Origin of the sequence: Pseudomonas frigoris, assembly GCF_047758635.1 — a bacterium.
Lineage (GTDB): Bacteria > Pseudomonadota > Gammaproteobacteria > Pseudomonadales > Pseudomonadaceae > Aquipseudomonas > Aquipseudomonas frigoris.
On the sequence record NZ_CP180479.1, the window covers coordinates 976,140 to 1,002,401 of the forward strand.

Annotated in this window: 22 protein-coding genes and 1 rRNA gene; 9 read left to right on the forward strand and 14 right to left on the reverse strand. The window is 58.9% G+C overall.

Annotation, left to right across the window (positions count from 1 at the left end; translation table 11 throughout):
* Positions 1-221 precede the first annotated feature (221 nt).
* Positions 222-1,235, reverse strand: a complete 1,014-nt coding sequence (locus ACMXYH_RS04390; protein ID WP_415766414.1) for a zinc-binding alcohol dehydrogenase family protein — start codon at positions 1,233-1,235, stop codon at positions 222-224.
* 32 nt (positions 1,236-1,267) lie between these two features.
* Positions 1,268-1,561, reverse strand: a complete 294-nt coding sequence (locus ACMXYH_RS04395) for a putative quinol monooxygenase (protein ID WP_134421269.1) — start codon at positions 1,559-1,561, stop codon at positions 1,268-1,270.
* A 119-nt stretch (positions 1,562-1,680) separates the two neighbouring features.
* Between ACMXYH_RS04395 and ACMXYH_RS04400 the strand changes: the two genes are divergently transcribed.
* From ACMXYH_RS04400 to ACMXYH_RS04415, 4 genes are all read left to right on the forward strand, one after another.
* The gene (locus ACMXYH_RS04400) at positions 1,681-2,610 is read left to right on the forward strand and encodes a LysR family transcriptional regulator (RefSeq protein ID WP_129438744.1); all 930 of its coding nucleotides are present in this window, start codon (positions 1,681-1,683) and stop codon (positions 2,608-2,610) included.
* Between the two features lie 317 nt (positions 2,611-2,927).
* Positions 2,928-3,662 carry an ArsR/SmtB family transcription factor gene (locus ACMXYH_RS04405; protein ID WP_129438742.1) on the forward strand — a complete coding sequence of 245 codons (735 nt, stop codon included), beginning with the start codon at positions 2,928-2,930 and terminating at the stop codon, positions 3,660-3,662.
* Positions 3,663-3,789: 127 nt separating this feature from the next.
* On the forward strand, positions 3,790-5,169 hold the full coding sequence (locus ACMXYH_RS04410) for an MFS transporter (RefSeq protein WP_415766415.1): 1,380 nt from the start codon (positions 3,790-3,792) through the stop codon (positions 5,167-5,169).
* Between the two features lie 299 nt (positions 5,170-5,468).
* A complete protein-coding gene (locus ACMXYH_RS04415; RefSeq protein ID WP_415765780.1) occupies positions 5,469-6,464 on the forward strand; it encodes an IS110 family transposase in 996 nt (331 codons plus the stop codon).
* A 71-nt stretch (positions 6,465-6,535) separates the two neighbouring features.
* Here ACMXYH_RS04415 and ACMXYH_RS04420 read toward each other — a convergent pair whose 3' ends face one another.
* The 3 genes from ACMXYH_RS04420 to ACMXYH_RS04430 all read right to left on the reverse strand — a co-directional run bounded on the left by ACMXYH_RS04420 (position 6,536) and on the right by ACMXYH_RS04430 (position 9,790).
* Positions 6,536-7,489, reverse strand: a complete 954-nt coding sequence (locus ACMXYH_RS04420; protein ID WP_415766416.1) for an adenosine deaminase — start codon at positions 7,487-7,489, stop codon at positions 6,536-6,538.
* Positions 7,490-7,571: 82 nt separating this feature from the next.
* Positions 7,572-8,537 (reverse strand): 2-oxoglutarate and iron-dependent oxygenase domain-containing protein, encoded by a 966-nt coding sequence (locus tag ACMXYH_RS04425; RefSeq protein ID WP_415766417.1) that lies wholly within the window; start codon positions 8,535-8,537, stop codon positions 7,572-7,574.
* Positions 8,538-8,707: 170 nt separating this feature from the next.
* Positions 8,708-9,790, reverse strand: coding sequence for a BMP family ABC transporter substrate-binding protein (locus tag ACMXYH_RS04430; protein WP_415766418.1), 1,083 nt, complete (start codon positions 9,788-9,790; stop codon positions 8,708-8,710).
* 298 nt (positions 9,791-10,088) lie between these two features.
* Between ACMXYH_RS04430 and ACMXYH_RS04435 the strand changes: the two genes are divergently transcribed.
* A complete protein-coding gene (locus tag ACMXYH_RS04435) occupies positions 10,089-11,177 on the forward strand; it encodes a calcium:proton antiporter (protein ID WP_129438732.1) in 1,089 nt (362 codons plus the stop codon).
* Between the two features lie 138 nt (positions 11,178-11,315).
* Here ACMXYH_RS04435 and ACMXYH_RS04440 read toward each other — a convergent pair whose 3' ends face one another.
* The 3 genes from ACMXYH_RS04440 to ACMXYH_RS04450 all read right to left on the reverse strand — a co-directional run bounded on the left by ACMXYH_RS04440 (position 11,316) and on the right by ACMXYH_RS04450 (position 13,991).
* On the reverse strand, positions 11,316-12,674 hold the full coding sequence (locus ACMXYH_RS04440) for an 8-oxoguanine deaminase (RefSeq protein WP_134418728.1): 1,359 nt from the start codon (positions 12,672-12,674) through the stop codon (positions 11,316-11,318).
* 254 nt (positions 12,675-12,928) lie between these two features.
* The gene (locus ACMXYH_RS04445) at positions 12,929-13,615 is read right to left on the reverse strand and encodes an SDR family oxidoreductase (RefSeq protein WP_415766419.1); all 687 of its coding nucleotides are present in this window, start codon (positions 13,613-13,615) and stop codon (positions 12,929-12,931) included.
* A 25-nt stretch (positions 13,616-13,640) separates the two neighbouring features.
* Positions 13,641-13,991, reverse strand: a complete 351-nt coding sequence (locus ACMXYH_RS04450) for a MerR family transcriptional regulator (protein ID WP_129445079.1) — start codon at positions 13,989-13,991, stop codon at positions 13,641-13,643.
* An 82-nt stretch (positions 13,992-14,073) separates the two neighbouring features.
* Between ACMXYH_RS04450 and ACMXYH_RS04455 the strand changes: the two genes are divergently transcribed.
* Positions 14,074-14,496: a hypothetical protein gene (locus ACMXYH_RS04455; protein ID WP_415766421.1), complete on the forward strand. Its 423-nt coding sequence runs from the start codon at positions 14,074-14,076 to the stop codon at positions 14,494-14,496.
* A gap of 85 nt (positions 14,497-14,581) precedes the next feature.
* On the opposite strand, the gene ACMXYH_RS04460 is transcribed toward ACMXYH_RS04455, so the two are convergent.
* The 6 genes from ACMXYH_RS04460 to ACMXYH_RS04485 all read right to left on the reverse strand — a co-directional run bounded on the left by ACMXYH_RS04460 (position 14,582) and on the right by ACMXYH_RS04485 (position 20,962).
* Entirely contained in the window at positions 14,582-15,508 is a 927-nt protein-coding gene (locus tag ACMXYH_RS04460; protein ID WP_134418730.1) for an ABC transporter permease, read from the reverse strand.
* Positions 15,508-16,614: an ABC transporter permease gene (locus ACMXYH_RS04465; RefSeq protein ID WP_134418731.1), complete on the reverse strand. Its 1,107-nt coding sequence runs from the start codon at positions 16,612-16,614 to the stop codon at positions 15,508-15,510. The genes ACMXYH_RS04460 and ACMXYH_RS04465 overlap by 1 nt, the downstream gene beginning before the upstream one ends.
* Positions 16,615-16,625: 11 nt before the next feature.
* Positions 16,626-18,185 carry an ABC transporter ATP-binding protein gene (locus tag ACMXYH_RS04470; protein ID WP_415766422.1) on the reverse strand — a complete coding sequence of 520 codons (1,560 nt, stop codon included), beginning with the start codon at positions 18,183-18,185 and terminating at the stop codon, positions 16,626-16,628.
* A gap of 531 nt (positions 18,186-18,716) precedes the next feature.
* Positions 18,717-19,298, reverse strand: coding sequence for an IMPACT family protein (locus ACMXYH_RS04475; RefSeq protein ID WP_123369256.1), 582 nt, complete (start codon positions 19,296-19,298; stop codon positions 18,717-18,719).
* Positions 19,299-19,305: 7 nt separating this feature from the next.
* Positions 19,306-19,956 carry a TetR/AcrR family transcriptional regulator gene (locus ACMXYH_RS04480; protein ID WP_056746120.1) on the reverse strand — a complete coding sequence of 217 codons (651 nt, stop codon included), beginning with the start codon at positions 19,954-19,956 and terminating at the stop codon, positions 19,306-19,308.
* An 85-nt stretch (positions 19,957-20,041) separates the two neighbouring features.
* Entirely contained in the window at positions 20,042-20,962 is a 921-nt protein-coding gene (locus tag ACMXYH_RS04485) for a LysR family transcriptional regulator (RefSeq protein ID WP_415766423.1), read from the reverse strand.
* A 124-nt stretch (positions 20,963-21,086) separates the two neighbouring features.
* Here ACMXYH_RS04485 and ACMXYH_RS04490 point away from each other — a divergent pair, with 124 nt between their 5' ends.
* The 3 genes from ACMXYH_RS04490 (at position 21,087) to ACMXYH_RS04500 (ending at position 26,158) form a co-directional block, all read left to right on the forward strand.
* Positions 21,087-22,436: an aspartate aminotransferase family protein gene (locus ACMXYH_RS04490; RefSeq protein ID WP_415766424.1), complete on the forward strand. Its 1,350-nt coding sequence runs from the start codon at positions 21,087-21,089 to the stop codon at positions 22,434-22,436.
* A gap of 65 nt (positions 22,437-22,501) precedes the next feature.
* Entirely contained in the window at positions 22,502-23,995 is a 1,494-nt protein-coding gene (locus ACMXYH_RS04495) for a CoA-acylating methylmalonate-semialdehyde dehydrogenase (RefSeq protein ID WP_129438724.1), read from the forward strand.
* A gap of 624 nt (positions 23,996-24,619) precedes the next feature.
* Positions 24,620-26,158, forward strand: a 16S ribosomal RNA gene (locus tag ACMXYH_RS04500).
* Positions 26,159-26,262: the final 104 nt, after the last annotated feature.

Consider the following 26,262-nt stretch of genomic DNA (forward strand, 5'->3'; position numbering starts at 1 on the left):
CTGATCTCTCCTCTCGTAAAAGATGTCACGTAAACGATTGTGCCGCAGAGCCTCGATTGTAGACCCGAATACGATCGCAATTGTGACAAGGGTCAACTCTCGGACTGACGGCAAAAGATCGCAGGCTGCGCCAGCTCCTACAGGGATCTGCGTACAGTCCGCAAGTTTAGGTCGTACACAAATCCCTGTAGGAGCTGGCGCAGCCTGCGATCTTTTGATCTTTAGAACTCTTCAAGCACAATCTTGCCCTTGGACTTACCACTTTCGAGCAGCTCATGGGCACGGCGCAGGTTCGCCGCGTTGATGGTCCCGAAGTGCTCGCCGACCGTGGTCTTCAGCGTCCCGGCGTCGATCAGCTCAGCCACGCGGTTGAGCAATGTGTGCTGCTCGATCATGTCTGCGGTTTCGAACAGCGAGCGGGTGTACATGAACTCCCAGTGCAGCGACAGGCTCTTGCGCTTGAGCTTGGTCACGTCCAGCGCCTTCGGATCATCGATCAGGGCCAGTTTGCCTTGCGGCGCCAGTGCCTCGACCAATTGATCCAGGTGGTGATCGGTTTGGGTCAGGCTGGCGACGTGGGTCACCTGATCGACACCCGCGCGTTTGAGCTCTTCGCTCAACGGTTGGCTGTGATCGATCACCAGGTCGGCACCCAGCTCACGAACCCAGCTCTGGGTTTGCGGGCGGGAAGCCGTGCCGATGACTTTCAGTCCAGTGAGCTGGCTGGCCAATTGCGTGAGGATCGACCCCACACCGCCAGCGGCACCGACGATCAAAAGGCTCTGGCCCTCATCGGTCTTGCCTTCACGCACTTGCAGACGTTCGAAGAGCAATTCCCAGGCGGTGATAGCGGTCAGCGGCAGCGCGGCGGCTTCGGCGAAGCCGAGGGTTTTCGGCATATGGCCGACGATCCGCTCGTCTACCACGTGCCGCTCGCTGTTGCCGCCCGCGCGGGCGATGGACCCGGCGTAGAACACTTTGTCGCCGGCCTTGAACAGCGTGACTTCACTGCCAACGGCCTTGACCACACCGGCCACGTCCCAGCCCAGCACTTTCGGCGCGCCCGCTTCAGGCTGGACGTTTTGGCGGACCTTGGTGTCCACCGGGTTGACCGAGATGGCTTTGACTTCCACCAACAGGTCGCGCGGGCCGGCAACCGGTTCTGGCAGTTCGATGTCTTGCAGAGATTTTTCGTCGCTGATTGGCAACGAGGCGTAGTAGGCAATGGCTTTCATACGGGCTCCTGAGAAGTAATAAAGAAGGCAGATCAGACGATGGAGCGCAGGCGCTTGAGGTCGAAGTGTTCGAGAAAGTCGCCAGCCTTGGCGCGGAAGTTCTGGATATGCGCGCTGGCGTCATGGGCTTGCAGGGCTTCGTCACTGCTCCATTTTTCGATCATGTAGAAGGCATGAGGATTGGCGAGGTCCTGGTGCAAGTCGTATTGACCGCAACCGGCCTCGGCGCGGGTCGGTTCCAGCAGCGCTCGCAGATGCTGTTCGAGGGCGTCCTGCTGGCCGGCTTTGGCGATGAGGGTGGCGATAGCGGTGAAAGGCTGGGACATGTTCGGCTCCGGGAACGGGATGAATTCGATGGGACGGATGATTGGCTATTTCTCTGCAAGATAAAACCCGCTAAAAGAGCAGTCTCTTTCAATATTTTTTTGATAATCGAGGCTGAACAATGCTGCGTTTCGATGACTTGCAGTTGTTTGTCCGGGCGGCGGACCTGGGCAGTCTGTCAGCAGCGGCGCGCGGGATGGACATGTCGGCCGCGGTAGCCAGTGCGGCGTTGAAGCGTATCGAACAGCAGCTCGGCGCCCGGTTGCTCGCCCGTTCTACCCGTAGCCTGCGGCTGACCGCTGAAGGTGAGGGATTTCTCGAATACGCTCGGGCCGCCTTGAGCAATCTCGATGAGGGCCGCCGTTTATTGGCCAGCGGTCAGGACCAGGTCAGCGGGATTTTGCAGCTCTCGGCGCCTTCGGACTTTGGCCGCAACCTGCTGCTGCCCTGGCTGGACGAGTTTCAGCGTGAACATCCGAAACTCACGGTGCGTTTGCTGCTGGGCGACCGCATCGCCGACCTGTTCCGCCAACCGGTGGACATCGCCCTGCGTTACGGCGAGCCAGAAGACTCAAGCCTGGTGGCGCTGCCCATCGCCCCGCAGAACCGCCGCGTCCTCTGTGCCGCTCCGAGTTACCTGGCCCGGCATGGCGAGCCTCGGCAACTGGAGCAACTGGCTCAGCACAACTGCCTGCTGTTCATGCTCGGCAGCCGGGTCCACGATCATTGGAGTTTCCACGACGGCAAACGCGAGGTCAGCCTGACCGTCAGCGGTGATCGTTTCAGCGATGATGCCGATGTCGTCCGTCTGTGGGCCGTGGCAGGTGCCGGGATCGCCTACAAATCCTGGCTCGATGTCGCGGCCGATGTGCTGGCCGGTCGATTGAAAGTGCTCATGCCGGAACTGCTCTGTGAGCGCGCACCGCTGAATTTGCTGTGCGCCCATCGCGCACAATTGAGTAAGCCGGTGAACCTTTTGCGGGAAATGCTCGCCAGCCGTTGCGCCCGTTTGAGTAGCCAATTTCCGACGTTATCGGGCCCCGATCATTAGTCGCAGGCAAATAGCGAAATTTCACTCAGGAACTATCACCACCAATGGTTTCCCAAGGGCAGGAACCGGCGGTTAACCCGCCTATACTAGCGCTCGCCTCATGTACGCACCGTCGATCTCGCCATGGCGAGTCCACGTCCGAGTCAGCCAGGCCCCATGGTCAATCGCCGCGGCTTTGCGAAACCTGCGAAGCAATGGCCTGTGCGATTGGGCGGCTTTGCCCGGTTTATGGCGGTTTCCACGCCTTGGCCGACGACACATTACTGGTCAAGATGTCTCTGAGCAGTAGACGAAACGATTCAACAGGGAGTGAATACATGGAACATGCACCTTGCATCAGCCAGATCGCCACGTTGCTGGCTGACCCAAAGCGCAGCGCAATGATGTGGGCCTTGATGGACGGCTCGGCACGGCAAACCGAAGAGCTGGCCTTGTTGGCCGGCCTGTCACCGTCTTCGGCCAGTGCGCATCTGGGGCGTTTGTCCGCCGGAGGTCTGTTGAAAGTCGAATTCCGCGGCCGCAAGCGGTTCTTCCGTCTTGCCGCGCCTGAAGTGGGTGCCGCGATAGAGGCACTGGCCAGCGCCACCCTGGCCAGCACGCCTCGGGAAATCCCGGACGTTTTCAAGCGCACGCCCCCCCTCGCCAAACCTCAGGCGGCGCCTTCGTCACTCTTGCGCGCCAGGCTTTGCGACGACCATTTGGGCGGCACCCTTGCCGCCGATCTTTACCAGCGTCTGCTGGATGCAGGCTGGATCGAACAGTTCGATCAGCGGGTCATGATCACCCACAAGGGCGCCACGCAATTGGCGACACGGGGTGTGTTCATCCAGGCGCTGGCTCATCGCAACAGCCGAGTCGCCTGCGCTTGTCCGGACTGGAGCGAAAGACGCCCGCACATGGGCGGATCGCTGGGTGCGGCGTTGCTGCAATTGTTCATGCAGTCAGGTTGGTTGAGCTTGCCCAACGATTCGCGAGCCTTGCAGATCACCGCCGCGGGGCAGCGTGAAATCCATCGATTCGCCAAAGAAACCGAGCTGGAAATGGCGTTGTAGACGCATCGAGATCGACGTCCGAAGCTTCGGGCGTCGCTCAGAGCTGCGAACAGGTCGCATCCGGCAGTAACCCCCAGCAGCTATCGCGCACACTCGTCCGGGGACTTTCGGATTGGGGGGATGTGGCATGGAAACACGAGGCTTCAGCGCGGCAGAACGACTGGAACGGTTGCCCATCAGTGGTTATCACCGGATCATTTTCATCATCATTGCCTTGGCGTTTTTCTTCGACTCCATGGACCTGGCGATGATGACCTTCCTGCTCGGCTCGATCAAAACCGAGTTCGGCCTGAGCACGGCACAGGCCGGGTTGCTGGCCAGTTCGAGCTTTTTCGGCATGGTTGTGGGGGCGTCACTGTCCGGCATGCTGGCCGACCGTTTCGGCCGCAAACCGGTGTTCCAGTGGAGCATCGTGTTGTGGGGGATCGCCAGCTACCTGTGCTCCACGGCGCAGAACGTCGAAACGCTGACGTTGTTTCGAATCCTGTTGGGGATCGGCATGGGCATGGAGTTTCCCATCGCTCAGTCGATGCTCTCGGAGCTGATTCCAGCCAAAGGTCGCGGGCGTTACATTGCGCTGATGGATGGTTTCTGGCCGCTGGGTTTCGTCGCCGCCGGCGTACTGTCGTACTTCCTGCTGCCGGTGATTGGCTGGCGAGACATCTTTCTGGTGTTGGCGGTGCCGGCGGTGTTTGTCCTGGCGATTCGCTTTTTCATTCCCGAATCACCGCGTTGGCTGGAACAGGCCGGGCACCATGACGTGGCAGACAAGGTCTTGCTGCGCATCGAAGATCGAGTCCGGGCATCTCTGGGGCGTTCGGAGTTGCCCGCGCCGATTCGCTTGCCGCGAGTGGCGAGTACGCCGGGCAACTTCTTTTCCGCGTTGCGGCAGATCTGGTCGCCGCTGTATCGCCAGCGCACGATGATGATCTGGAGTGTCTGGTTCTTCGCCTTGCTGGGTTTCTATGGCCTGACGTCCTGGCTCAGTGCCTTGCTGCAGCAGTCGGGTTTTGCTGTGACCCAGTCGGTGTATTACACGGTGCTGATCTCCCTTGGCGGGATTCCCGGTTTCCTGATGGCCGCCTGGCTGGTGGAGCGTTGGGGACGTAAACCGGTGTGCGTGGTGACGTTACTCGGCGGCGGGGTGATGGCGTTTCTGTATGGTCAGAGCGCGGTATTTGGCGGCAACGTCAGCCTGTTGATTGCATCGGGGCTGCTGATGCAGTTTTTCCTGTTCGGCATGTGGGCGGTGCTTTACACCTACACGCCGGAGTTGTACCCGACATCGGCGCGGGCCACGGGCTCGGGTTTCGCTTCGGCGATTGGCCGCGTGGGTTCGTTGCTCGGGCCAATGGTGACCGGGCTGGTGTTCCCGATGACCGGGCAGGGCGGGGTGTTTGCGCTGGGGGCGATGTGTTTTGCGATTGCGGCGGGGGTGGTGTGGGTGTTCGGGATGGAGACCCGGGGCAAGACATTGGAGGAATTGAGCGAAGCCACCGCGGGGTAGATGCAAAAAAGATCGCAGCCTTCGGCAGCTCCTTGTATGTTGACCTTGATTCCAACGAGAGAGGTTACGCTCAAGGATTCATACAACAGCAAGTGCGTTTCTGGGGGAGGCCGATCGCTCCTGAAGGCAGGATTTGCTCCTGACCTTGTCTGTAGAGAGGCCCCCCCGCCTCATTGCCCACCACGAAGAGTATCGAGAAGCCGACAAGTCGGACTTCGCATTACAAGGTTGCAGTGGCATGAAGTTCGAGGTCGGGGGAACCAGGAGCAATCTTACCGAAAGTCAGGGAAGTGAAAAGCATGAATACTCATGTCGGCATAGACATTGGTGCGCGCACGTCTGTCATGGGATGGCGGCAGAGCGGTAGAACATCAGGCCAGTGGGATATTCAGCACACGCCCAAAGGACGTAAGGCTGCCGTGACAAAAATGTTGGGTCTCAAACCGCTGAGCGTGGTCATGGAGGCCACCGGCATTTACTACCTGGATCTTGCATTGGAGTTGCACGCCGCCGGCCTGCCGGTCTCGGTGATCAACCCCAAAAGCTTCCACAATTTTGCAAAATTGATGCTGCAAAACAGCAAAACTGACCAGATAGACGCTCAATTGCTGGCTGAATATGGCGAGCGCATGACTCCCAGGCTTTGGGTTGCGCCTACTGCCGATCAAATGACGCTGCGTGCGATTGGCCGCCATATCAATCGGCTGATTGGTCATCGAACACGAGCCAAAAACGAATTACACGCGCTACAAGCGACAGAAACGAGTGTGGAGCTGCTGATCGAGGATGAGAAAGAGGCGATTGCAGGGCTGGACACACGGATTGATCGCTTGAAGAAAGCCGCACGTGATGCCATCGCCAAATGCCCGGATCTGAGTTTGCAGTTTCGCTGCATGATGGCGGCCCCCGGCGTTGGAGAAGCCTCAGCCATCGCCGCACTGGCTGAGCTGACGACCCTTCCGGTAACGCTTAAATCGGCGCAGGTAAGCCGCTATGCAGGCCTGGATGTCAGGTTGACCCAGTCAGGCACCAGCGTGAACCGACCAGGGCGAATGTCCAAATGCGGTAATGCTTACTTGCGCGCAGCGATGTTCATGCCGGCGATGACGGCAATTCGTTGTGATGAGAATGTGAAGGCCTTCTACGAGGCTCTGGTAGCGCGCGGCAAGAAGAAAATGCAGGCCATCGGTGCGGTCATGCGCAAATACCTAACCGGGTTATGGGCATGCATGCGCTCCGGAGAAGAATTTAATACGGCCAAGCTTTTTAGCGAAAAACATCTCGCGAAAGCTTGACCGTGAACAGAGTATCTACAAGGTTATGTGTACACCCTGTAGGAGCTGCCGAAGGCTGCGATCTTTTGACTTTAAGGTTTGACCAATCTGGCATCCAGGCTGTTCTGCGCCAAACGCTTGGCCTGATCCTGAGTCATACCCAAATGGGTGTACAGCGCGTCGAAGTTCTCGGTGACATAACCGCCGAAGTACGCCGGGTCATCCGAGTTCACGGTCACTTTCACGCCACGCTCGAGCATGTCGAGAATGTTGTGCTGAGACATGTGATCGAACACGCAGAGTTTGGTGTTCGACAACGGGCACACGGTCAGCGGGATTTGCTCGTCGATAATCCGCTGCATCAAACGCTCGTCTTCGATGGCGCGCACGCCATGGTCGATGCGCTGGACTTTCAGCAAGTCGAGGGCTTCCCAGATGTACTCGGGCGGGCCTTCTTCACCGGCGTGGGCGACGGTCAGGAAGCCTTCGTGACGGGCACGATCGAACACGCGCTGGAACTTGCTCGGCGGATGACCCATTTCCGAACTGTCCAGACCGACGGCGACAAACGCATCACGGAACGGCAGCGCCTGGGTAAGGGTTTTCTCAGCTTCTTCTTCGCTCAAGTGGCGCAGGAAGCTCAGGATCAAACCGCTGGTGATGCCCAGTTGCTGCTCGCCATCCTTCAACGCGGCGGCGATGCCGTTGAGCGCCACTTCGAACGGCACGCCACGGTCGGTGTGGGTCTGCGGGTCGAAGAACGGTTCGGTGTGAATCACGTTCTGCGCCTTGCAGCGCAACAGGTAGGCCCAGGTCAGGTCGTAGAAATCCTGAGAGGTGCGCAACACGTCGGCGCCCTGGTAATACAGGTCGAGAAATTCTTGCAGGTTGTTGAAGGCGTAGGCCTTGCGCAGGGTCTCGACGTCGCTCCACGGCAGGGCGATCTTGTTGCGTTCGGCCAGGGCGAACAGCAACTCGGGCTCCAGCGAACCCTCAAGGTGCAGGTGCAGTTCTGCCTTGGGCAGGGCGTTCAGCCAGTCGTACATAGTCTTTTCTCATCAGGTGCAGATGGCGAGCATTCTACAGATGCCCGTAGAAACAATTAGCAAAACCTGACCAGCCGGTTCATCACACCGCTTCCTGTTCCCGTCGATAGGCGTAGGTCTCGGCGAAGCGCGAGAGCAGGAATTCGGCGCAGGTGGTGGCCGGATACTTTGCCAGGTGCCGCTCATCCTGACAGCCGGGCAGGCATTCGATGGCCGTGTCGGGGTGCGGCTCGGCGAAGAATGGCATCGAGTAACGGTCCACGCCCAGCGGGCTGATCACCCGGTGAGGCGTCGACAGGTAACGGTCGTTGCTCCAGCGCGCCATCATGTCGCCGAGGTTGACCACGAACGTGCCGTCGATCGGCGGTGCATCGATCCACTCGCCTTTAACGTTTCGCACTTGCAGGCCGCCGATGGCATCTTGATACAGCAGGGTGATGCAACCGTAATCGGTGTGGGCGCCGGCGCCTTGCTGCTCTTCGGAACTGGCGGTGTGGCGCGGTGGGTAATGAATCATCCGCAGCACGCTGACCGGCTCAACGAAGCGGGTGTCGAAAAAGTCGCGCTCGATGCCCAGCGCCACGGTTATGGCCCGTAACAGGGTTAAGGCCAAGGCCTGCATGTCGACGTAGTGCTGCTCCATCAGCGACTCCCAGCCGGGCATCGACGGATGACGGTTGGGGCCGCGCAGCGGTTTTTCCGTCAGCACCTCAGGGTGATCGGCCGGCAGGTGCAGGCCCATGTCGAAGGTTTCTTTCAGGTCGCTGGGTTTGCTCGGGTCGAGTTGTTCGGTGGCGATTGCGCCGTAACCGCGGTGGTGGCGGGTTTGAGTGATGTCGATCTTGAGTTTTTCGGCGGCGGGCAGGGCGAAGAAACGTTGGGCGCTGTCGAGCACGGCGTTAATACGCACGGCGCTGATCGGGTGCCCCTTGATATAGAAAAAGCCCCACTTGCGGCAGGCATGGTCGATTTGCGTGGCGATTGATTGCCAGGCGGATGGGTTATTGCTGTAGAGCGGGGCGATGTCGATGATCGGGAGTTGGTTCATGCGCAGTCCTCAAGAACGCTGAAAGTCCACTGTGGGAGCGGCGGTGCGACGATTCGACTTGCTCGCGAAGGCGGAGTGTCAGATACATAAATGTTGACTGACACTCCCTCTTCGCGAGCAAGTCGAATCGTCGCACCGCCGCTCACAGTGGATTGTGTGTGGCGCAGCAGTTACTTCGGAATGTCGGCCTTCATGCCTTCAACGTAGTAGTTCATCGATGCCAGTTCCGCATTGCTGGCCGTCGCACCCGCCGCGATTTTCTCAACGCCTGCCTGATCCTTGATCGGTCCGGTGAACGGGTGGAAAGCACCGCTTTTGATGTCGGCAATGATCTGCTCTGCCTCGGCTTTCACCGGCGCTGGCACCAGATCGCTGATCGGCAACTCAACCGTACCTTCCTTCAAACCACCCCAGTAATCCTGCGACTTCCACGTGTGGTCGAGCACGCTTTGGGTCGCCTGAATGTAGTGCGGGCCCCAGTCGTTGACGATGGACGTCAGCACCGCTTTCGGCCCGAAGTGCGCCATGTCCGAAGCGTAGCCCACGGCATACACGCCGCGACGTTCAGCCGCCTGGATCGGCGCCGGGCTGTCGGTGTGCTGGAACACCACGTCCACGCCCTGATCGATCAACGCGTTGGCGGCATCGGCCTCTTTGCCCGGATCGAACCAGGAATTGACCCACACCACTTTGATCTCGGTGCCGGGGTTGTACTTGTTCAGGGCCAGTTGAATGGCGTTGATGTCGCGGATCACTTCCGGGATCGGGAAGGACGCGACGTAACCGATCTTCTTGGTCTTGGTCATCTTCGCCGCGAGAAAACCGCCGACATAGCGACCTTCATACGTGCGTGCCAGGTAGGTGCCGAGGTTCTTGTCCTGCTTGTAGCCGGTGGCGTGTTCGAAGGTCACCTTGGGAAATTGTTTGGCGACTTTCAGCGTCGGGTTCATGTAGCCGAAGGACGTGGTGAAGATCAGGTCGTACTTGTCCTTGGCCATGTTGCGAATCACCCGCTCCGCGTCGGCGCCTTCAGCGACGTTTTCCACATAGTTGGTGGTGATCTGGTTGCCGAATTTCTCGGCCAGCACCTTGCGCCCTTGTTCATGCTGATACGTCCAGCCGTGGTCGCCAATCGGACCGATGTAGACGAAGCCGACTTTCAGCGGGTCGGCGGCACTGGCGGTCAGGGTGGTGCTCAGACTGATGGCTGCGGCGACGGCGCAAAGCAGCTTCTTCAACGGACGTTTGTGCATGAATTCGAACTCCATGGTGTTGTGAGGTTGGCAAGGCCAATGCAAATTACTGACCAACAGGACAACAAATGGCTCGAGATCGCGTAACAGCCATCGCGAGCAAGCTCGCTCCCACAGGATTTGTGCAGGTCATGTGGGAGCGAGCTTGCTCGCGATGAGGCCCTTGAGGCCGATAAAAGTGCATGGCCTGACACGGCTGCCATCCACTGGTGCGCTAAGGTGTAACGAAACGTTAGCGCCGCCCCGCAGTCATTAGCTCATCACCCTGGTTTCGCTTCACACGGCAAAAAGGCCCGCAATGCTCACACTCCTCAAGCAAGAAAAGTTTCTGCTGCTGGCCGTGATCGCCGCTGTCGTCGCTTATCCGCTGGAACACTGGATGCTGCACAGCGGCCAACCCATTGCGCTGACCGCCGGCCTCGTACTGATCGCCTTCATCGTCGCCGCCTCCATGCGCGTCGCCCATCACGCCGAGTTGCTCGCGGAAAAAGTCGGTGACCCCTACGGCACGATGATCCTGACCCTGGCCGCCGTGCTGGTGGAAGTGGTGATCCTGGCGATCATGATGAGCAACGAAGCCTCGCCGACCCTGGTGCGCGACACGATTTATTCGGCGGTGATGCTCGACATCAACGGCATCCTCGGCCTGGCCGCGTTGATGGGCGGGCTCAAGCATGGCGAACAGTCCTACAACGATGACTCGGCGCGCAGTTACAGCGCGATGATCCTCACCGCCATGGGCGTTTCCATGGTGGTGCCGGAGTTCATTCCCGAGGCCAGCTGGAAACTCTATTCGGCGTTCACCATTGGTGCGATGGTCGTGCTCTACACCCTGTTCCTGCGCATGCAGGTCGGGCCGCACAGTTATTTCTTCAGCTACAGCTACCCGGAAAAACGCCGCAAGAAAGTCCCGGAGGAAGAACCTGAACCCATCAATCTGGGGTTGAGTATTGGGACATTGGTGTTCGGCGTGGTGGTGATCGGCGCATTGGCCGAAGTGATGTCCAAAACCCTCGACCTGGGCCTGGAAGGGACGGGCGCACCGCCGGTGATCACGGCGATCCTGGTGGCGGCGATCTCGGCGGCCCCGGAGATTCTGACGGCGTTGCGGGCGGCACTGGCCAACCGTATGCAGTCGGTGGTCAACATCGCCATGGGCGCGTCACTGTCGACGGTCATCCTGACGGTGCCGGTGATGGAAGCAATGGCGCTTTACACCGGCCAGCCATTCCAGATGGCGATGACCCCGGTGCAGACCGTGATGGTCTTCCTCACCCTGATAGTCAGCGCGATCAATCTCAACGATGGCGAAACCAATGCCATCGAAGGCATGACCCACTTTGTGCTGTTTGCGACATTTATCATGTTGTCGCTGCTTGGGCTTTGAACGCACCACAGAATCAATGTGGGAGCGGCGGTGCGACGATTCGACTTGCTCGCGAATGCGGTTTGTCATTCAACAGTAATGTCGACTGACACTCCCTCTTCGCGAGCAAGCTCGCTCCCAGTTTTGATTTGTGTTGTGTCAGGTACCGGCGATTAGCTGCCGAGCCGCCTGGCTGTGATCGGCAATCAACCCCTTCAAATCCAGCCCTTCAACCTGCCCATCGATCACTCGCCACTTGCCCCCGACCATCACCCGATCCGCCCGATCAGCGCCGCACAGCAGCAACGCCGACACCGGATCATGACTGCCGGAGAACCGCAGCTCATCGAGCTTGAACAGCGCCAGATCCGCCTGCTTGCCCACTGCCAGTTCGCCGATATCGGTACGGCCCAGCAACTGCGCCGAACCCTTGGTCGCCCACCCCAGCACCAACTCCGGCGTGATCTTCTCGGCGCCATAACGCAGCCGTTGAATGTACAGCGCCTGACGGGTTTCCAGCATCATGTTCGACGCATCGTTGGACGCCGAACCGTCCACGCCCAAGCCCAGTAATGCACCCGCAGCCGTCAGGTCCAGCGTCGGGCAGATGCCGGAAGCCAGGCGCATGTTCGAACTCGGGCAATGGCAAATACCGGTGCCGGCGGCACCGAGGCGAGCGATTTCATCCGGGTTGAAGTGAATGCCATGAGCGAGCCAGGTGCGCGGGCCGAGCCAACCGACGCTGTCCAGGTAATCCACGGTGCGCAAGCCGAAACGTTGCAGGCAGAAGTCTTCTTCGTCGAGGGTTTCGGCCAGATGGGTGTGCAGGCGCACGTCGAGTTTGTTCGCCAGTTCGGCGCTGGCCGACATGATTTCCGGAGTCACCGAGAACGGTGAGCAGGGCGCCAGGGCGATCTGGATTTGCGCGCCGTCGCCACGCTCGTGGTACTCGGCGATCAAGCGTTGGCTGTCGGCGAGAATCACTTCGCCTTCCTGCACGGTCTGCTGCGGCGGCAGGCCGCCGTCCTTTTCGCCGAGGCTCATGGATCCGCGCGTCAGCATGGCGCGCATACCCAGTTCGCGAACGCTTTCGACTTGTACGTCGATCGCATTTTCCAGGCCTTGCGGAAACAGGTAGTGGTGATCGGCCGCGGTGGTGCAGCCAGACAGCAGCAATTCGGCCAACGCGACTTTGCTGGCGAGGGCGAGCTTTTCAGGGGTGAGGCGGGCCCAGACCGGGTAGAGGGTTTTCAGCCACGGGAACAACGGCTGATTGACCACCGGCGCCCAGGCGCGGGTCAGGGTTTGATAGAAGTGGTGATGGGTGTTGATCAGTCCCGGCAGGATCACATGCTCGCGGGCATCGAACACTTGTCCACAGGGCGCAGACGGTTGCTGACCAGCGGCGAGCATTTCGACGATCAAACCGTCTTGCAGCACCAGGCCGCCACGGGCATCGAGACCATTGGCAGTGAAGATTGCGAGGGGATTTTTTAACCAGGTACGGGTCGCAGGCATGTTGGCCGGCTCCTCTGAAAGTTGGGTTCAGGTTAGCCAGCTCAGTGATTACCCTGTCTGCTGATCCAGGGTCGTCGCGGGGACGAGGTGCGGAGTTTCAAACAAAAGTAAGCTGGGAGCAAGCCCGGCCCGACAGGACGATAAATAACCTTGTGGGAGCGGGCTTGCTCGCGAAGGCGGTGTGTCAGGCAACATTGATGTCAACTGACACTCCGCCTTCGCGAGCAAGCCCACACACATTGGGACGGCGGTGCTTACCAGGGAATGGTTTCGCCTCTGTAGTTCACGAAGTGATGCCCGCCCTTGCCGGTGTACGCATTCACCTGATCGACCAAGCCGCGCGTACTGGTGCCCACATCGATGTCAGCGCCTTCACCGCCCATGTCGGTCTTCACCCAACCCGGATGCAGCGACAGCACGGTGAGTTTCTGCTCGCCCAACTGAGTGACGAAGCTGTTGGTCATCGAGTTCAGCGCGGCTTTGCTGGCCTTGTACAGCGCCAGCTCCGGCGCATCCGGCATGGTCACGCTGCCCAGCACCGAACTCATGAACGCCAGCACGCCGGTAGCCGGACGAATCTGCCCGACAAAACGCTGGGCCAGATTGATCGGCGCCACGGCGTTGGTGAAGAACAATTGACCGACCTCGGCCAACGTCGCGCCGCCCGGTGTCTGAACCTCCGGCCCCTTGACCCCGGCATTCACGAACAATAGGTCGAACACTTCGCCCTTGAGTTGTTGGCTCAGGGCGATGACCGCCTGCTGGTCGTCCATGTCGAGTTTTTCGATCCGCACCGTGCCCAAGGCCTGCAAGGCTTCGGCGTTCTGCGGGTTGCGCACGGTGGCGGTGACCTGCCAGCCGTCGGCCAGCAGGGTTTTCACCAGACCGAGGCCCACGCCCCGGGAGGCGCCGATGATGAGTGCGGTTTTTGCCGTAGACATGAGTGGCTTCCTTGATAAATGAGGATCACGGATTCAATGGACAACGTTGACCGAGCCGTTGCTGCAACTCCTGACGCAGCGCGCCGAGTTCGTCCATTCGGGTTTCGATCAGTTTGAGTTTGTCTTGCAGCAATTGCGTGACGGCGCTGTCCGGATCGGGCGACTGCCATAACGCGGCGACGCTGTTACCGATCTCGCCGAGGGTAAAGCCCAGCCGCTGAGCGGTCTTGATGTACAGCACCAGTTGCACCATGTCCGCCGGATAGTCGCGATAACCGTTGGCGCTGCGTTGCGCCGCAATCAACCCGCGCTGCTCGTAGAAGCGCAGCGTGTCGCGGCTGACGGCGCTGGCCTGGGCTAATTCACCGATGCGCATCATGACGTCTCGAGAGGGCTTGACCCTGGAGCATACTCCAGGCTTTAGCCTTGTTGCTCCCTGAATTTATGGAGCAAGACGGATGTGGACTTCAACGCAATATCGCCAGTTGGTGAAGGGTAGCGCCTGGTATGACTTGATCGTCATGGTGGCGTTTGTCACGCCGTGGAGTTTTTCGGCGTTACATGGAGTTTTGTTGAGTGTGAGTCAGGCGTTCAATTTGCCTGGCGAGCTGCCGCCGTTTGAGCCGATGCACATGCTGATGGCCAATCTGTTGGGGTCGATTGTCTGCGTGTGGGCGGTGCTGCGGATTCGTGATCCGCAGCAGGTGTATGGGCGGTATGACGCAGTCGGCAGATTTCTGTTTTCGGCTTGGCAGCTCTATGCCTTGGCCCACGGTGCCAGTTCGATATTGGTGATCTTCTTGATCTTTGAATTGGCGTGGGGCGTTGTTCAGGTGTTGCCCGTGAGGGCGCCTTCGCGAGCAAGCCCGCTCCCACGGTAGATGTGGGTTGATCACAAAATCCAGGCTCGACTCGGTCCAAATGTGGGAGCGGGCTTGCTCGCGAATAGGCCCGCCCGGCCAGCCACTAATGCCCGGCCTGCCACGGTTTCCCCAACGACACCGGCGCATACAACCGCGTGCGCAGCGCATCCCGGGACAACAACACCAACACCACAATGGTCGCGACATACGGCAGCATCGCCAGCAGACTCGACGGAATCGCCAGCCCCAACCCCTGCGCCACCAAATGCAGGATGCTGGCGAGTCCGAACAGATACGCCCCCAGCAGCAACCGCCACACCCGCCAACTGGCAAACACCACCAGCGCCAAGGCAATCCAGCCGCGCCCGGCGCTCATGTTTTCCGCCCACATCGGCGTGTAGGCCAGCGACAAATAAGCCCCGGCCAATCCAGCCATCGCCCCGCCAAACAGCACCGCCAGCGTGCGCACGCCCAACACCGGCAAGCCCATGGCACTGGCTGCATCCGGGTTTTCCCCGACCGCCTGAATGATCAGCCCCACGCGACTTTTCACAATCACCCAGGCCACCAGCGCAAACAGCGCGAACGACAGGTACACCAGCAAATCCTGCGCAAACAACATCCGCCCGATCAGCGGGATTTCACTCAAATAAGGAATCGCCACCGGCTCAAAACCTGCCAGCGGTTTACCGACCCACGCCGCGCCGACAAAGGTCGACAGGCCCACACCGAAGATCGTCAGCGCCAACCCGGTGGCCACCTGATTGGCGTTGAACACCAGCGCCACCAGCGCAAACAACGACGACAACAGCATCCCGGCCAGCATCGCCAGCAACACACCGAGCCACAGGTTGCCGCTGTTCAGCGCGACGATAAAACCGATCACCGCGCCAAACAGCATCATCCCCTCCTGACCGAGATTGAGGACTCCGCTCTTTTCACAGATCAATTCACCCAAAGCCACCAACAGCAACGGCGTGCCGCAGCGGACCATGGCGTAGAAAATGTTGCTCAGCAGATCGATATCCATCACAGCGCTCCTGCTTGTACGGCGGTGGCTTGTGCACGACGGGACCCGCGCAGGTTCAAGCGCGGTCGGTAGAGAATCAGCACGTCACTGGCCAGCAGGAAAAACAGCATCATTCCCTGGAACAATTGGGTGATTGCTTGCGGCAGATTCATGCTCATCTGCGCGCTCTCGCCGCCGATGTACAGCAGCGCCATCAGCAGACTGGAAAACAGAATACCGATGGGATTGAGTCGCCCGAGAAACGCCACGGTGATCGCCGCATAGCCGTAACCCGGCGACACCTGCGGCACCAATTGGCCGATCGGCCCGGTGACTTCACACACACCGGCGAGCCCCGCCAACCCTCCGCTGATCAACAGCGCCAGCCAGATCAGCCGCTTCTCGCGAAAGCCGACGAACCCCGCTGCGCGCTTGTCCAGCCCGAGCACTTTGATCTGGAACCCGATAAAACTTTTCTGCAGCAACACCCACACCGCCACCAACGCGAGCAAGGCGAAATACACGCCCATGTGGACTCGACCATCCTCCATCAGCAACGGCAAACGACTGGCATCACCGAACATCGCTGATTCGGGAAAGTTGAACCCGGCCGGATCCTTCAGCGGCCCATGCACGCAGAACAGCAACAGGTTCAGGGCGATGTAATTGAGCATGATGCTGGTGAGGATTTCATTGGCATTGAAACGCGTGCGCAACCACGCTGTCAGCCCGGCCCACGCGGCACCGGCCAGGGTGCCGACGAGCAGGATCAACACCAGCGCCCAGCGAGTTTGCATGCCGATGATGTTCACCGCCAGCGCACTGCCGGCCAGCGCGCCAAGCAGCAACTGACCTTCGGCGCCGATGTTCCAGATTCGTGCTTGGTACGCCACCGCCAAACCCAATGCACAAAGCAGAATCGGCAGCGCTTTGACCAGCAGTTCGGAGACGCCATACAGGTCGCTGATCGGTGCGATCAGCAACGTGTGCAAGGTCAGCAACGGGTCATGACCCAGCGCGATAAACAGCAGCGAGCCACAGCCCAACGTCAGGACAGCCGCCAGCAATGGCGAGCACCACAGCATCAGGCGCGATTGCTGGCCACGGGGTTCGAGAGAAAGCAGCATGTGAAACTCCGTTAAACCGTTGCACGTGATTGAGGGCCGTCGAACTGGCCGGCCATCCAGCCGCCGACATCGATCAGGCGCGTGTCGAGCGTGGCCTTGAGCGGCGACAATCGACCACTGCACAAAGCGCCGAGGCGGTCGCTGATCTGGAACAGTTCGTCGAGGTCTTCGGAGATCACCAGGATCGCTGCACCGGCGTCGCGCAAGGCAATCAGCGCTCGGTGAATGGTCGCGGCGGCGCCGACGTCCACCCCCCAGGTCGGGTGTGCGGCCACCAGCAGTTTCGGTTGCTGCAGGATTTCCCGGCCGAGGATGAATTTCTGCAAGTTGCCGCCGGACAGGCTGCGGGCTGGTGTCTGGGTATCGGGCGTCTTCACCCCGAAGCGATGGATGATTTCTTTGGCCAGGGTTTCGACCTTGCCACGCTGGATCAGGCCGTTGCTGACCAGCCCTTGTTGAAAGGCAGTGAGCAGGGCGTTGTCCGCCAGGCTCAAATCCGGCACCGCGCCATGGCCCAGACGTTCGGCGGGGACGAAGGCCAGGCCCAGTTTGCGCCGTGCATCCGGCCGCAAGTGCGCCACCGGTTGCCCGGCGAAACTGATCGTTGCGCCGTCGTTGCGGCTTAGCGGTTCTTCGCCACTGAGCAGGGCCAGCAACTCCTCCTGACCATTGCCCGCGACCCCGGCGATGCCGACGATTTCGCCGCTGCGCACTTGCAGGTCAATGTCATTCAGCGAGCAGCCGAACGGGTCCGGGTTGTGCCAGGACAATCCCGTCACGTTCAGGAATGCATTAGCGCCAGTGACTTTCGGATAATCCGTAATCAGCGCAGCGGCTTCGCCAACCATCAACTGCGCCAGTTGCCGATCCGAACACTCGGCCGGCACGCAATGCCCGGCCACCTGACCGCTGCGCAACACCGTGGCGCTATGGCACAACGCGCGAACTTCACCGAGTTTGTGGCTGATAAACAGAATGCTGCAGCCCTCGGCAGCCAGTCGGCGCAAGGTGACGAACAATTCGTCGGCTTCCTGCGGGGTCAGTACCGAGGTTGGCTCATCGAGAATCAGCAGACGGATGTCCTGCATCAGGCAACGAATGATTTCCACCCGCTGGCGTTCGCCGATCGACAGGCTGTGGATAAGTCGCTCCGGCTCCAGCGCCATGCCATAGCGCCGGGAGACTTCACGAATCTTTGGCTCAAGCTGTTTCGGTGTGCCAGCCTCCGCGCCCATCGCCAAGGCTATGTTTTGCGCCACGCTCAGGGTCTCGAACAGCGAGAAATGCTGGAACACCATGCCGATTCCAAGACCCCGAGCCTGAGCCGGGTTGCGCATCGTCACGGGTTGCCCTTGCCAGATCATCTCTCCCGAGTCCGCATGGGTGACGCCGTAGATGATCTTCATCAGCGTACTTTTGCCCGCGCCGTTTTCGCCAAGCAGGGCATGGATTTCGCCAGGGGCTATGCTCAAGTCGATGGCATCGTTGGCCAGGCAATCGGGGTAGCGCTTGCTGATTCTGCGCAGTTGCAGACGAGGTGTTGGATCGGAGATCGGCACGGGGTTGGGCATGACAGGCTCGGGTCGAGTGAAGTGATGCCGGTGGATAAAGCAATTTCCTGGCCATTGAGTCAGGAAAAATCAAAAGCGTTACAGATAAAGGCTTTGAGGACGGCGCCTCGCCCTATATCGATCCCGACCCCGGCACCACTTGAGGGCAAAGCCGTTGATCAGGCTCCGGTTTTGCTCAGGGTGTTTGGTCAAAAAACGAGCAACTGACGGCAAGCCATACCGGACAGGGGACGGCGACAGCCATGAACGGGTTATCCACAGATTGCTCCACAGTATTTGTGCGCAAGCCCGAAGCTCGGGCATAAGCACTGCGTAGCTTTCTTCTAAAGGTGATAAACCGCTCTAACTGATTGTTTTTACGTGGATTTAGCTTTTTTGATGGCGGATTGGACGAAAAGTGAGCAAAGACCGCAAAGCCGCATTACAGAAGGGTTACAGCCGGGTGTGCTCAGGTTATCCACAGCCGGGTGCACAGTAGATGTGGGCAAATGCACTGGTTCGACGAAAGGGCTGCGAACGTTATTGGTGCGATTAGTGCTGCAACAAAATGCGTCCGCGGCTCAAATCCGCCAGCTGCGTTTGCAGGGTATCGATCTGGCTTTCGCCGATCGCCAATTGCAGTTCCACGCCGTTGGCCGTGAAGGTTTCTTCCACAACCAATCCACCCAGTTCCGCCACCCGAAGCTTCACCAGCGGCAACTCTGCAAAAGCACAGGCACAACTCACTGGCACCCGACTGATCAACTCAACCTTTGCCGCCGCTTGCAGGCACTTATTGGCGCCGCCGCCATACGCCCGGGCGAGGCCGCCGGTGCCGAGTTGAATGCCGCCATACCAACGAATCACCAGCACGGCGACCTGATCGCAATCCTGCGCGTCGATTGCCGCCAGAATCGGTCGGCCAGCGGTGCCACCAGGCTCGCCATCGTCAGTGCTGCGGTATTGGTCGCCAAGTTTCCAGGCCCAGCAATTGTGCGAGGCATTCAAATCGCTGTGCTGTTCGATGAACGCCTGGGCTTCAGCAGGGCTACTGATCGGCGCGGCGAAGGTGATGAAGCGGCTTTTGCGAATCTCTTCGCGGTACTCGCAAAAACCGCTGAGGGTAAAAGGCATAAGAGTCTTAGATTGTTGGCGTCAGGCCGCAGCCCTTGAGAATGATGCGGATCAGGTTGTTGCCGGCGTCTTCCATGTCCTGCTTGGTCAACTTGGTGCGACCGCTGACACGGCAGATCTGCGTGGCGAAATCGGCGTAATGCTGGGTACTGCCCCACAACAGGAAGATCAGGTTTACCGGGTCGACCGGGTCCATTTTTCCGGCGTCGATCCACGCTTGGAACACGCCCGCCCGACCCTGGAACCAGGCGCGATAGTCCTGGTTGAAATACTCGGTCAGGCATTCGCCGCCGCTGATGACTTCCATCGCGAAGATCCGCGAGGCTTGCGGCTGACGACGGGAGAATTCCATCTTGGCGCGGATGTAACGTGTCAGCGCTTCGGCCGGATCATCATCAAAGGTCAGGGTGTTGAAGGTGCTGTCCCATAATTGGAGGATGTTGCTCAACACCGCCACGTACAAACCGAGCTTGTTGGTGAAGTAGTAATGCAGATTCGCCTTGGGCAATCCGGCATTCAGGGCAATGGTGTTCATGCTGGTGCCTTTGAACCCGTGACGGGCGAACTCGTCTTCGGCGGCTTTGATGATGGTCTCTTCGTTCTTCTGACGAATGCGGCTGGCAGGTTTGCCGCCGTGAGCGGGGACTTCAAAGGTCATAGGCACTTCCGGACAAGTGGGTGGGTGCAACCAGTGCGTTGATAGCGCACCCACAGGCATCAGACAAGTCCTGACGCGATAAAACCTAGCGTGTCGCAGCCAGACTCTCCAGGAAACTTTCCAGCACCAAATGCGGGCGACGGCCCTTGCGGGTGACTGATGCGAGGCTCAGGTCATAAAAACGCACCACTGGTTTCAGCGCGCGCAATCGGCCTTGCTGCACCCAGAGGCTGGCGTAGTGGTCCGGCAGATAGCCGATGTAGCGTCCGGTGAGGATCAGGAACGCCATGCCTTCCCGGTCCGAGGCACTGGCGGTGCAATTGAGCGCCTGGTAATGGGCCTGGATTTCCGCGGGCAAACGGAAAGTCGGCGCGATCGCGTCCTGGCTATTGAGGCGCTCGTCATCCAGTTGTTTATCGTCGACATAAAACAACGGATGACCGACCGCGCAATACAGCAGCGAGCGTTCGCTATAGAGCGGTTGATATTCCAGCCCGGACAGCGCGCTGGCTTGCGGTACCACGCCGACATGCAATCGACCGTCGAGCACGCCTTGTTCGACTTCATTGGGCGCGATCATGCGGATCTGAATCTGCACGTCCGGCCCGCGTTCCTTCAATTGCGCCAAGGCGTGGGTGATGCGCATGTGGGGCAGGGTGACCAGATTGTCGGTCAGGCCGATGGTCAATTCGCCGCGCAGATGTTGGTGCAGGCCGTTGACCTCGGTGCGAAAACTTTCCAGCGCGCTTAATAGCTGCAACGCAGATTGATAGACCTCGCGGCCTTCCTCGGTCAGGGAAAATCCGGCGCGACCCCTTTGGCATAAACGCAGACCCAGGCGCTGTTCCAGATCGCTCATTTGCTGGCTGATGGCCGAGCGACCGATTCCCAGCACCGACTCCGCTGCCGAGAAGCCGCCGCACTCCACCACACTGCGAAAAATCCGAAGCAGGCGGATATCAAAGTCACTGACTTGCGCCAGCGGATCGGGGCGACGGCTGCTCATAGTTTAGTGGTTACCTGACTGAACGTTAGAAGAGTTGGATTTCACCGACTTTATCCCCATGGCAATTTAGCTGCAAGAACGCTTTTGATCTCTATGCCGCTTATTGCCCTGCGAGGTTTTGCCCATGAACTTGCCTGAAAACAACCCGACTTCCCTGGCCAGCCAGCTCAAGCTCGATGCTCACTGGATGCCCTACACCGCCAACCGTAATTTCCAGCGCGATCCGCGACTGATCGTGGCGGCTGAAGGCAGTTGGCTGATAGATGACAAGGGCCGCAAGGTTTACGACTCGCTCTCTGGTTTGTGGACCTGCGGCGCTGGGCATACCCGCAAGGAAATTCAGGAAGCGGTCTCCAAGCAGTTGGGCACCCTCGATTACTCGCCAGGTTTCCAGTATGGCCATCCGCTGTCGTTCCAGCTGGCTGAGAAAATCACCGACCTGACCCCGGGCAATCTCAATCACGTGTTCTTCACTGACTCGGGCTCCGAGTGCGCTGACACGGCGGTGAAGATGGTTCGTGCTTACTGGCGTCTGAAAGGCCAGGCCACCAAGACCAAGATGATCGGCCGTGCCCGTGGTTATCACGGCGTGAACATCGCCGGCACCAGCCTCGGTGGCGTGAACGGCAACCGCAAAATGTTCGGTCAGGCGATGATGGACGTCGATCACCTGCCGCACACCTTGCTGGCGAGCAATGCCTATTCCCGTGGCATGCCGACAGAGGGCGGTATCGCCCTGGCGGATGAACTGCTCAAGCTGATCGAGTTGCATGATGCTTCGAACATCGCGGCGGTATTCGTCGAGCCAATGGCTGGTTCCGCTGGCGTGCTGGTTCCACCACAGGGTTACCTGAAGCGTCTGCGCGAGATCTGCGATCAGCACAACATCCTGCTGGTGTTCGACGAAGTGATCACCGGTTTCGGCCGTACCGGTTCGATGTTCGGCGCCGACAGCTTCGGCGTGACCCCGGATCTGATGTGCATCGCCAAGCAAGTCACTAACGGCGCGATTCCGATGGGCGCGGTGATTGCCAGCTCCGAGATCTACCAGACCTTCATGAACCAGGCGACGCCGGGGTACGCGGTGGAATTCCCGCACGGCTACACCTATTCCGCGCACCCGGTGGCTTGCGCCGCTGGCCTGGCAGCACTCGACCTGCTGCAAAAGGAAAACCTGGTGCAGAGCGTGGCCGAAGTCGCGCCGCATTTTGAAAATGCGCTGCACGGTTTGAAGGGTTCGAAAAACATCATCGATATCCGTAACTACGGCCTGGCCGGTGCGATCCAGATCGCGCCTCGTGACGGCGACGCCATTGTGCGTCCGTTCGAAGCCGGCATGGCCCTGTGGAAAGCCGGGTTCTACGTGCGCTTCGGCGGCGACACCCTGCAGTTCGGCCCAACCTTCAACAGCAAGCCGCAAGACCTTGATCGTCTGTTCGACGCGGTCGGCGAAGTGCTGAACAAAATCGACTGATTTTTCCCTTCTATATAGAGGCGCCCCTTGAAGGGCGCCTGTGGACAACTTTTCAGGAGCCCCGCATGAGCCTTATCCCGCATTTGATCAATGGCGAACTGGTGACCGAAGACGGTCGCACAGCTGACGTGTTCAACCCGTCTACTGGCCAGGCGATCCACAAGCTGCCATTGGCCAGCCGCGAAACCATTCAAAAAGCCATCGACTCGGCCAAGGCTGCGTTCCCGGCCTGGCGTAACACTCCGCCGGCCAAGCGTGCGCAGGTGATGTTCCGCTTCAAGCAATTGCTGGAGCAGAACGAAGCACGTATCGCTCAACTGATCAGCGAAGAACACGGCAAGACGCTGGAAGATGCTGCTGGTGAACTGAAGCGCGGAATCGAGAACGTCGAGTTCGCTTGCGCCGCACCGGAAATCCTCAAGGGCGAATACAGCCGTAACGTTGGCCCGAACATTGATGCATGGTCGGACTTCCAGCCGTTGGGCGTGGTGGCCGGTATTACGCCGTTCAACTTCCCGGCCATGGTGCCGCTGTGGATGTATCCGCTGGCAATCGTCTGCGGCAACTGCTTCATCCTCAAGCCCTCCGAGCGTGATCCAAGCTCAACGCTGTTGATCGCTCAATTGTTGCTGGAAGCCGGCCTCCCTAAAGGTGTGCTGAGTGTGGTGCACGGCGACAAGGCTGCGGTGGATGCGCTGATCGAAGCGCCGGAAGTCAAAGCGTTGAGCTTCGTTGGTTCGACGCCGATTGCCGAATACATCTACGCCGAAGGCACCAAGCGCGGCAAACGCGTTCAGGCACTGGGTGGCGCGAAGAACCATGCGGTGCTGATGCCGGATGCGGATCTGGATAACGCGGTCAGCGCACTGATGGGGGCGGCTTATGGTTCCTGCGGTGAGCGTTGCATGGCGATCTCGGTGGCTGTGTGCGTCGGTGACCAGGTGGCGGATGCGCTGGTGGCCAAACTGGTACCGCAGATCAAGGCGCTGAAAATCGGTGCCGGGACTTCATGCGGTCTGGACATGGGGCCGCTGGTTTCCGGTCAGGCTCGCGACAAAGTCAGTGGCTATATAGAAGACGGTGTTTCGGCGGGTGCTTCTTTGGTGGTCGATGGTCGTGGTCTGAGCGTGGCGGGTCATGAGGAAGGTTTCTTCCTGGGTGGCTGCCTGTTTGATAACGTCACGCCAGAAATGCGCATCTATAAAGAAGAGATCTTCGGGCCGGTGCTGTGTGTTGTCCGGGTTAACAGCCTGGAAGAGGCGATGCAGCTGATCAACGATCACGAGTATGGCAACGGCACCTGCATCTTTACCCGTGATGGGGAAGCGGCACGGCTGTTCTGCGACGAAATCGAAGTCGGTATGGTCGGCGTCAACGTACCGCTGCCGGTACCGGTGGCTTATCACAGCTTTGGCGGCTGGAAGCGCTCGCTGTTCGGCGACTTGCATGCGTATGGTCCGGATGGCGTGCGTTTCTACACCCGTCGCAAGGCCATTACCCAGCGCTGGCCACAACGGGCGAGCCATGAAGCTTCGCAGTTCGCATTCCCTAGCTTGTAAGTAGAAGGGAAGAAGGCCGGCCCCTTGGGGCCGGCCTTTGTGTTTCAGGGGCTTTTTTACCTATATGACAGAATTGTGAAAATAGGTGTTGACGGCAGATTCTGGAAGTCTATAATTCGCCCACTTCCGGCGCAGTCGAAACGGAAAACTCCTTGCTAAACAATGAGTTACGCGGTTTTCGACAGCGAGTTGCTTCAGGTCATCGAAGCCCAGAAGGAGTTGAAAGAGCGGGGTTGTTTGGCTCTTTTGACGATTCGATCTTCTCGGTCGACAGCGGTGTAAAAGAGGTGTTGACAGCAGCGAGTAACGCTGTAGAATTCGCCTCCCGCTAACGAGAGATCGCAAGCGCAAGTGGTTGAAGTTGCAAAGGAAACTTTGAAAACTTCGAAAAATAACCGCTTGACAGCAACAGAGGCTGCTGTAGAATGCGCGCCTCGGTTGAGACGAAAGATCTTAACCAACCGCTCTTTAACAACTGAATCAAGCAATTCGTGTGGGTGCTTGTGGAGTCAGACTGATAGTCAACAAGATTATCAGCATCACAAGTTACTCCGCGAGAAATCAAAGATGTAACCAACGATTGCTGAGCCAAGTTTAGGGTTTCTTAAAAACCCAAAGATGTTTGAACTGAAGAGTTTGATCATGGCTCAGATTGAACGCTGGCGGCAGGCCTAACACATGCAAGTCGAGCGGCAGCACGGGTACTTGTACCTGGTGGCGAGCGGCGGACGGGTGAGTAATGCCTAGGAATCTGCCTGGTAGTGGGGGATAACGCTCGGAAACGGACGCTAATACCGCATACGTCCTACGGGAGAAAGCAGGGGACCTTCGGGCCTTGCGCTATCAGATGAGCCTAGGTCGGATTAGCTAGTTGGTGAGGTAATGGCTCACCAAGGCGACGATCCGTAACTGGTCTGAGAGGATGATCAGTCACACTGGAACTGAGACACGGTCCAGACTCCTACGGGAGGCAGCAGTGGGGAATATTGGACAATGGGCGAAAGCCTGATCCAGCCATGCCGCGTGTGTGAAGAAGGTCTTCGGATTGTAAAGCACTTTAAGTTGGGAGGAAGGGCATTTACCTAATACGTAAGTGTTTTGACGTTACCGACAGAATAAGCACCGGCTAACTCTGTGCCAGCAGCCGCGGTAATACAGAGGGTGCAAGCGTTAATCGGAATTACTGGGCGTAAAGCGCGCGTAGGTGGTTTGTTAAGTTGGATGTGAAATCCCCGGGCTCAACCTGGGAACTGCATTCAAAACTGACAAGCTAGAGTATGGTAGAGGGTGGTGGAATTTCCTGTGTAGCGGTGAAATGCGTAGATATAGGAAGGAACACCAGTGGCGAAGGCGACCACCTGGACTGATACTGACACTGAGGTGCGAAAGCGTGGGGAGCAAACAGGATTAGATACCCTGGTAGTCCACGCCGTAAACGATGTCAACTAGCCGTTGGGAGCCTTGAGCTCTTAGTGGCGCAGCTAACGCATTAAGTTGACCGCCTGGGGAGTACGGCCGCAAGGTTAAAACTCAAATGAATTGACGGGGGCCCGCACAAGCGGTGGAGCATGTGGTTTAATTCGAAGCAACGCGAAGAACCTTACCAGGCCTTGACATCCAATGAACTTTCCAGAGATGGATTGGTGCCTTCGGGAACATTGAGACAGGTGCTGCATGGCTGTCGTCAGCTCGTGTCGTGAGATGTTGGGTTAAGTCCCGTAACGAGCGCAACCCTTGTCCTTAGTTACCAGCACGTAATGGTGGGCACTCTAAGGAGACTGCCGGTGACAAACCGGAGGAAGGTGGGGATGACGTCAAGTCATCATGGCCCTTACGGCCTGGGCTACACACGTGCTACAATGGTCGGTACAGAGGGTTGCCAAGCCGCGAGGTGGAGCTAATCCCAGAAAACCGATCGTAGTCCGGATCGCAGTCTGCAACTCGACTGCGTGAAGTCGGAATCGCTAGTAATCGCGAATCAGAATGTCGCGGTGAATACGTTCCCGGGCCTTGTACACACCGCCCGTCACACCATGGGAGTGGGTTGCACCAGAAGTAGCTAGTCTAACCTTCGGGAGGACGGTTACCACGGTGTGATTCATGACTGGGGTGAAGTCGTAACAAGGTAGCCGTAGGGGAACCTGCGGCTGGATCACCTCCTTAATCGACGACATCAGCTGCTCCATAAGTTCCCACACGAATTGCTTGATTCATTGAAGAAGACGATAAGAAGCAGCCCTAACAGGTTGTAGCTTAGTTGGTTGGAG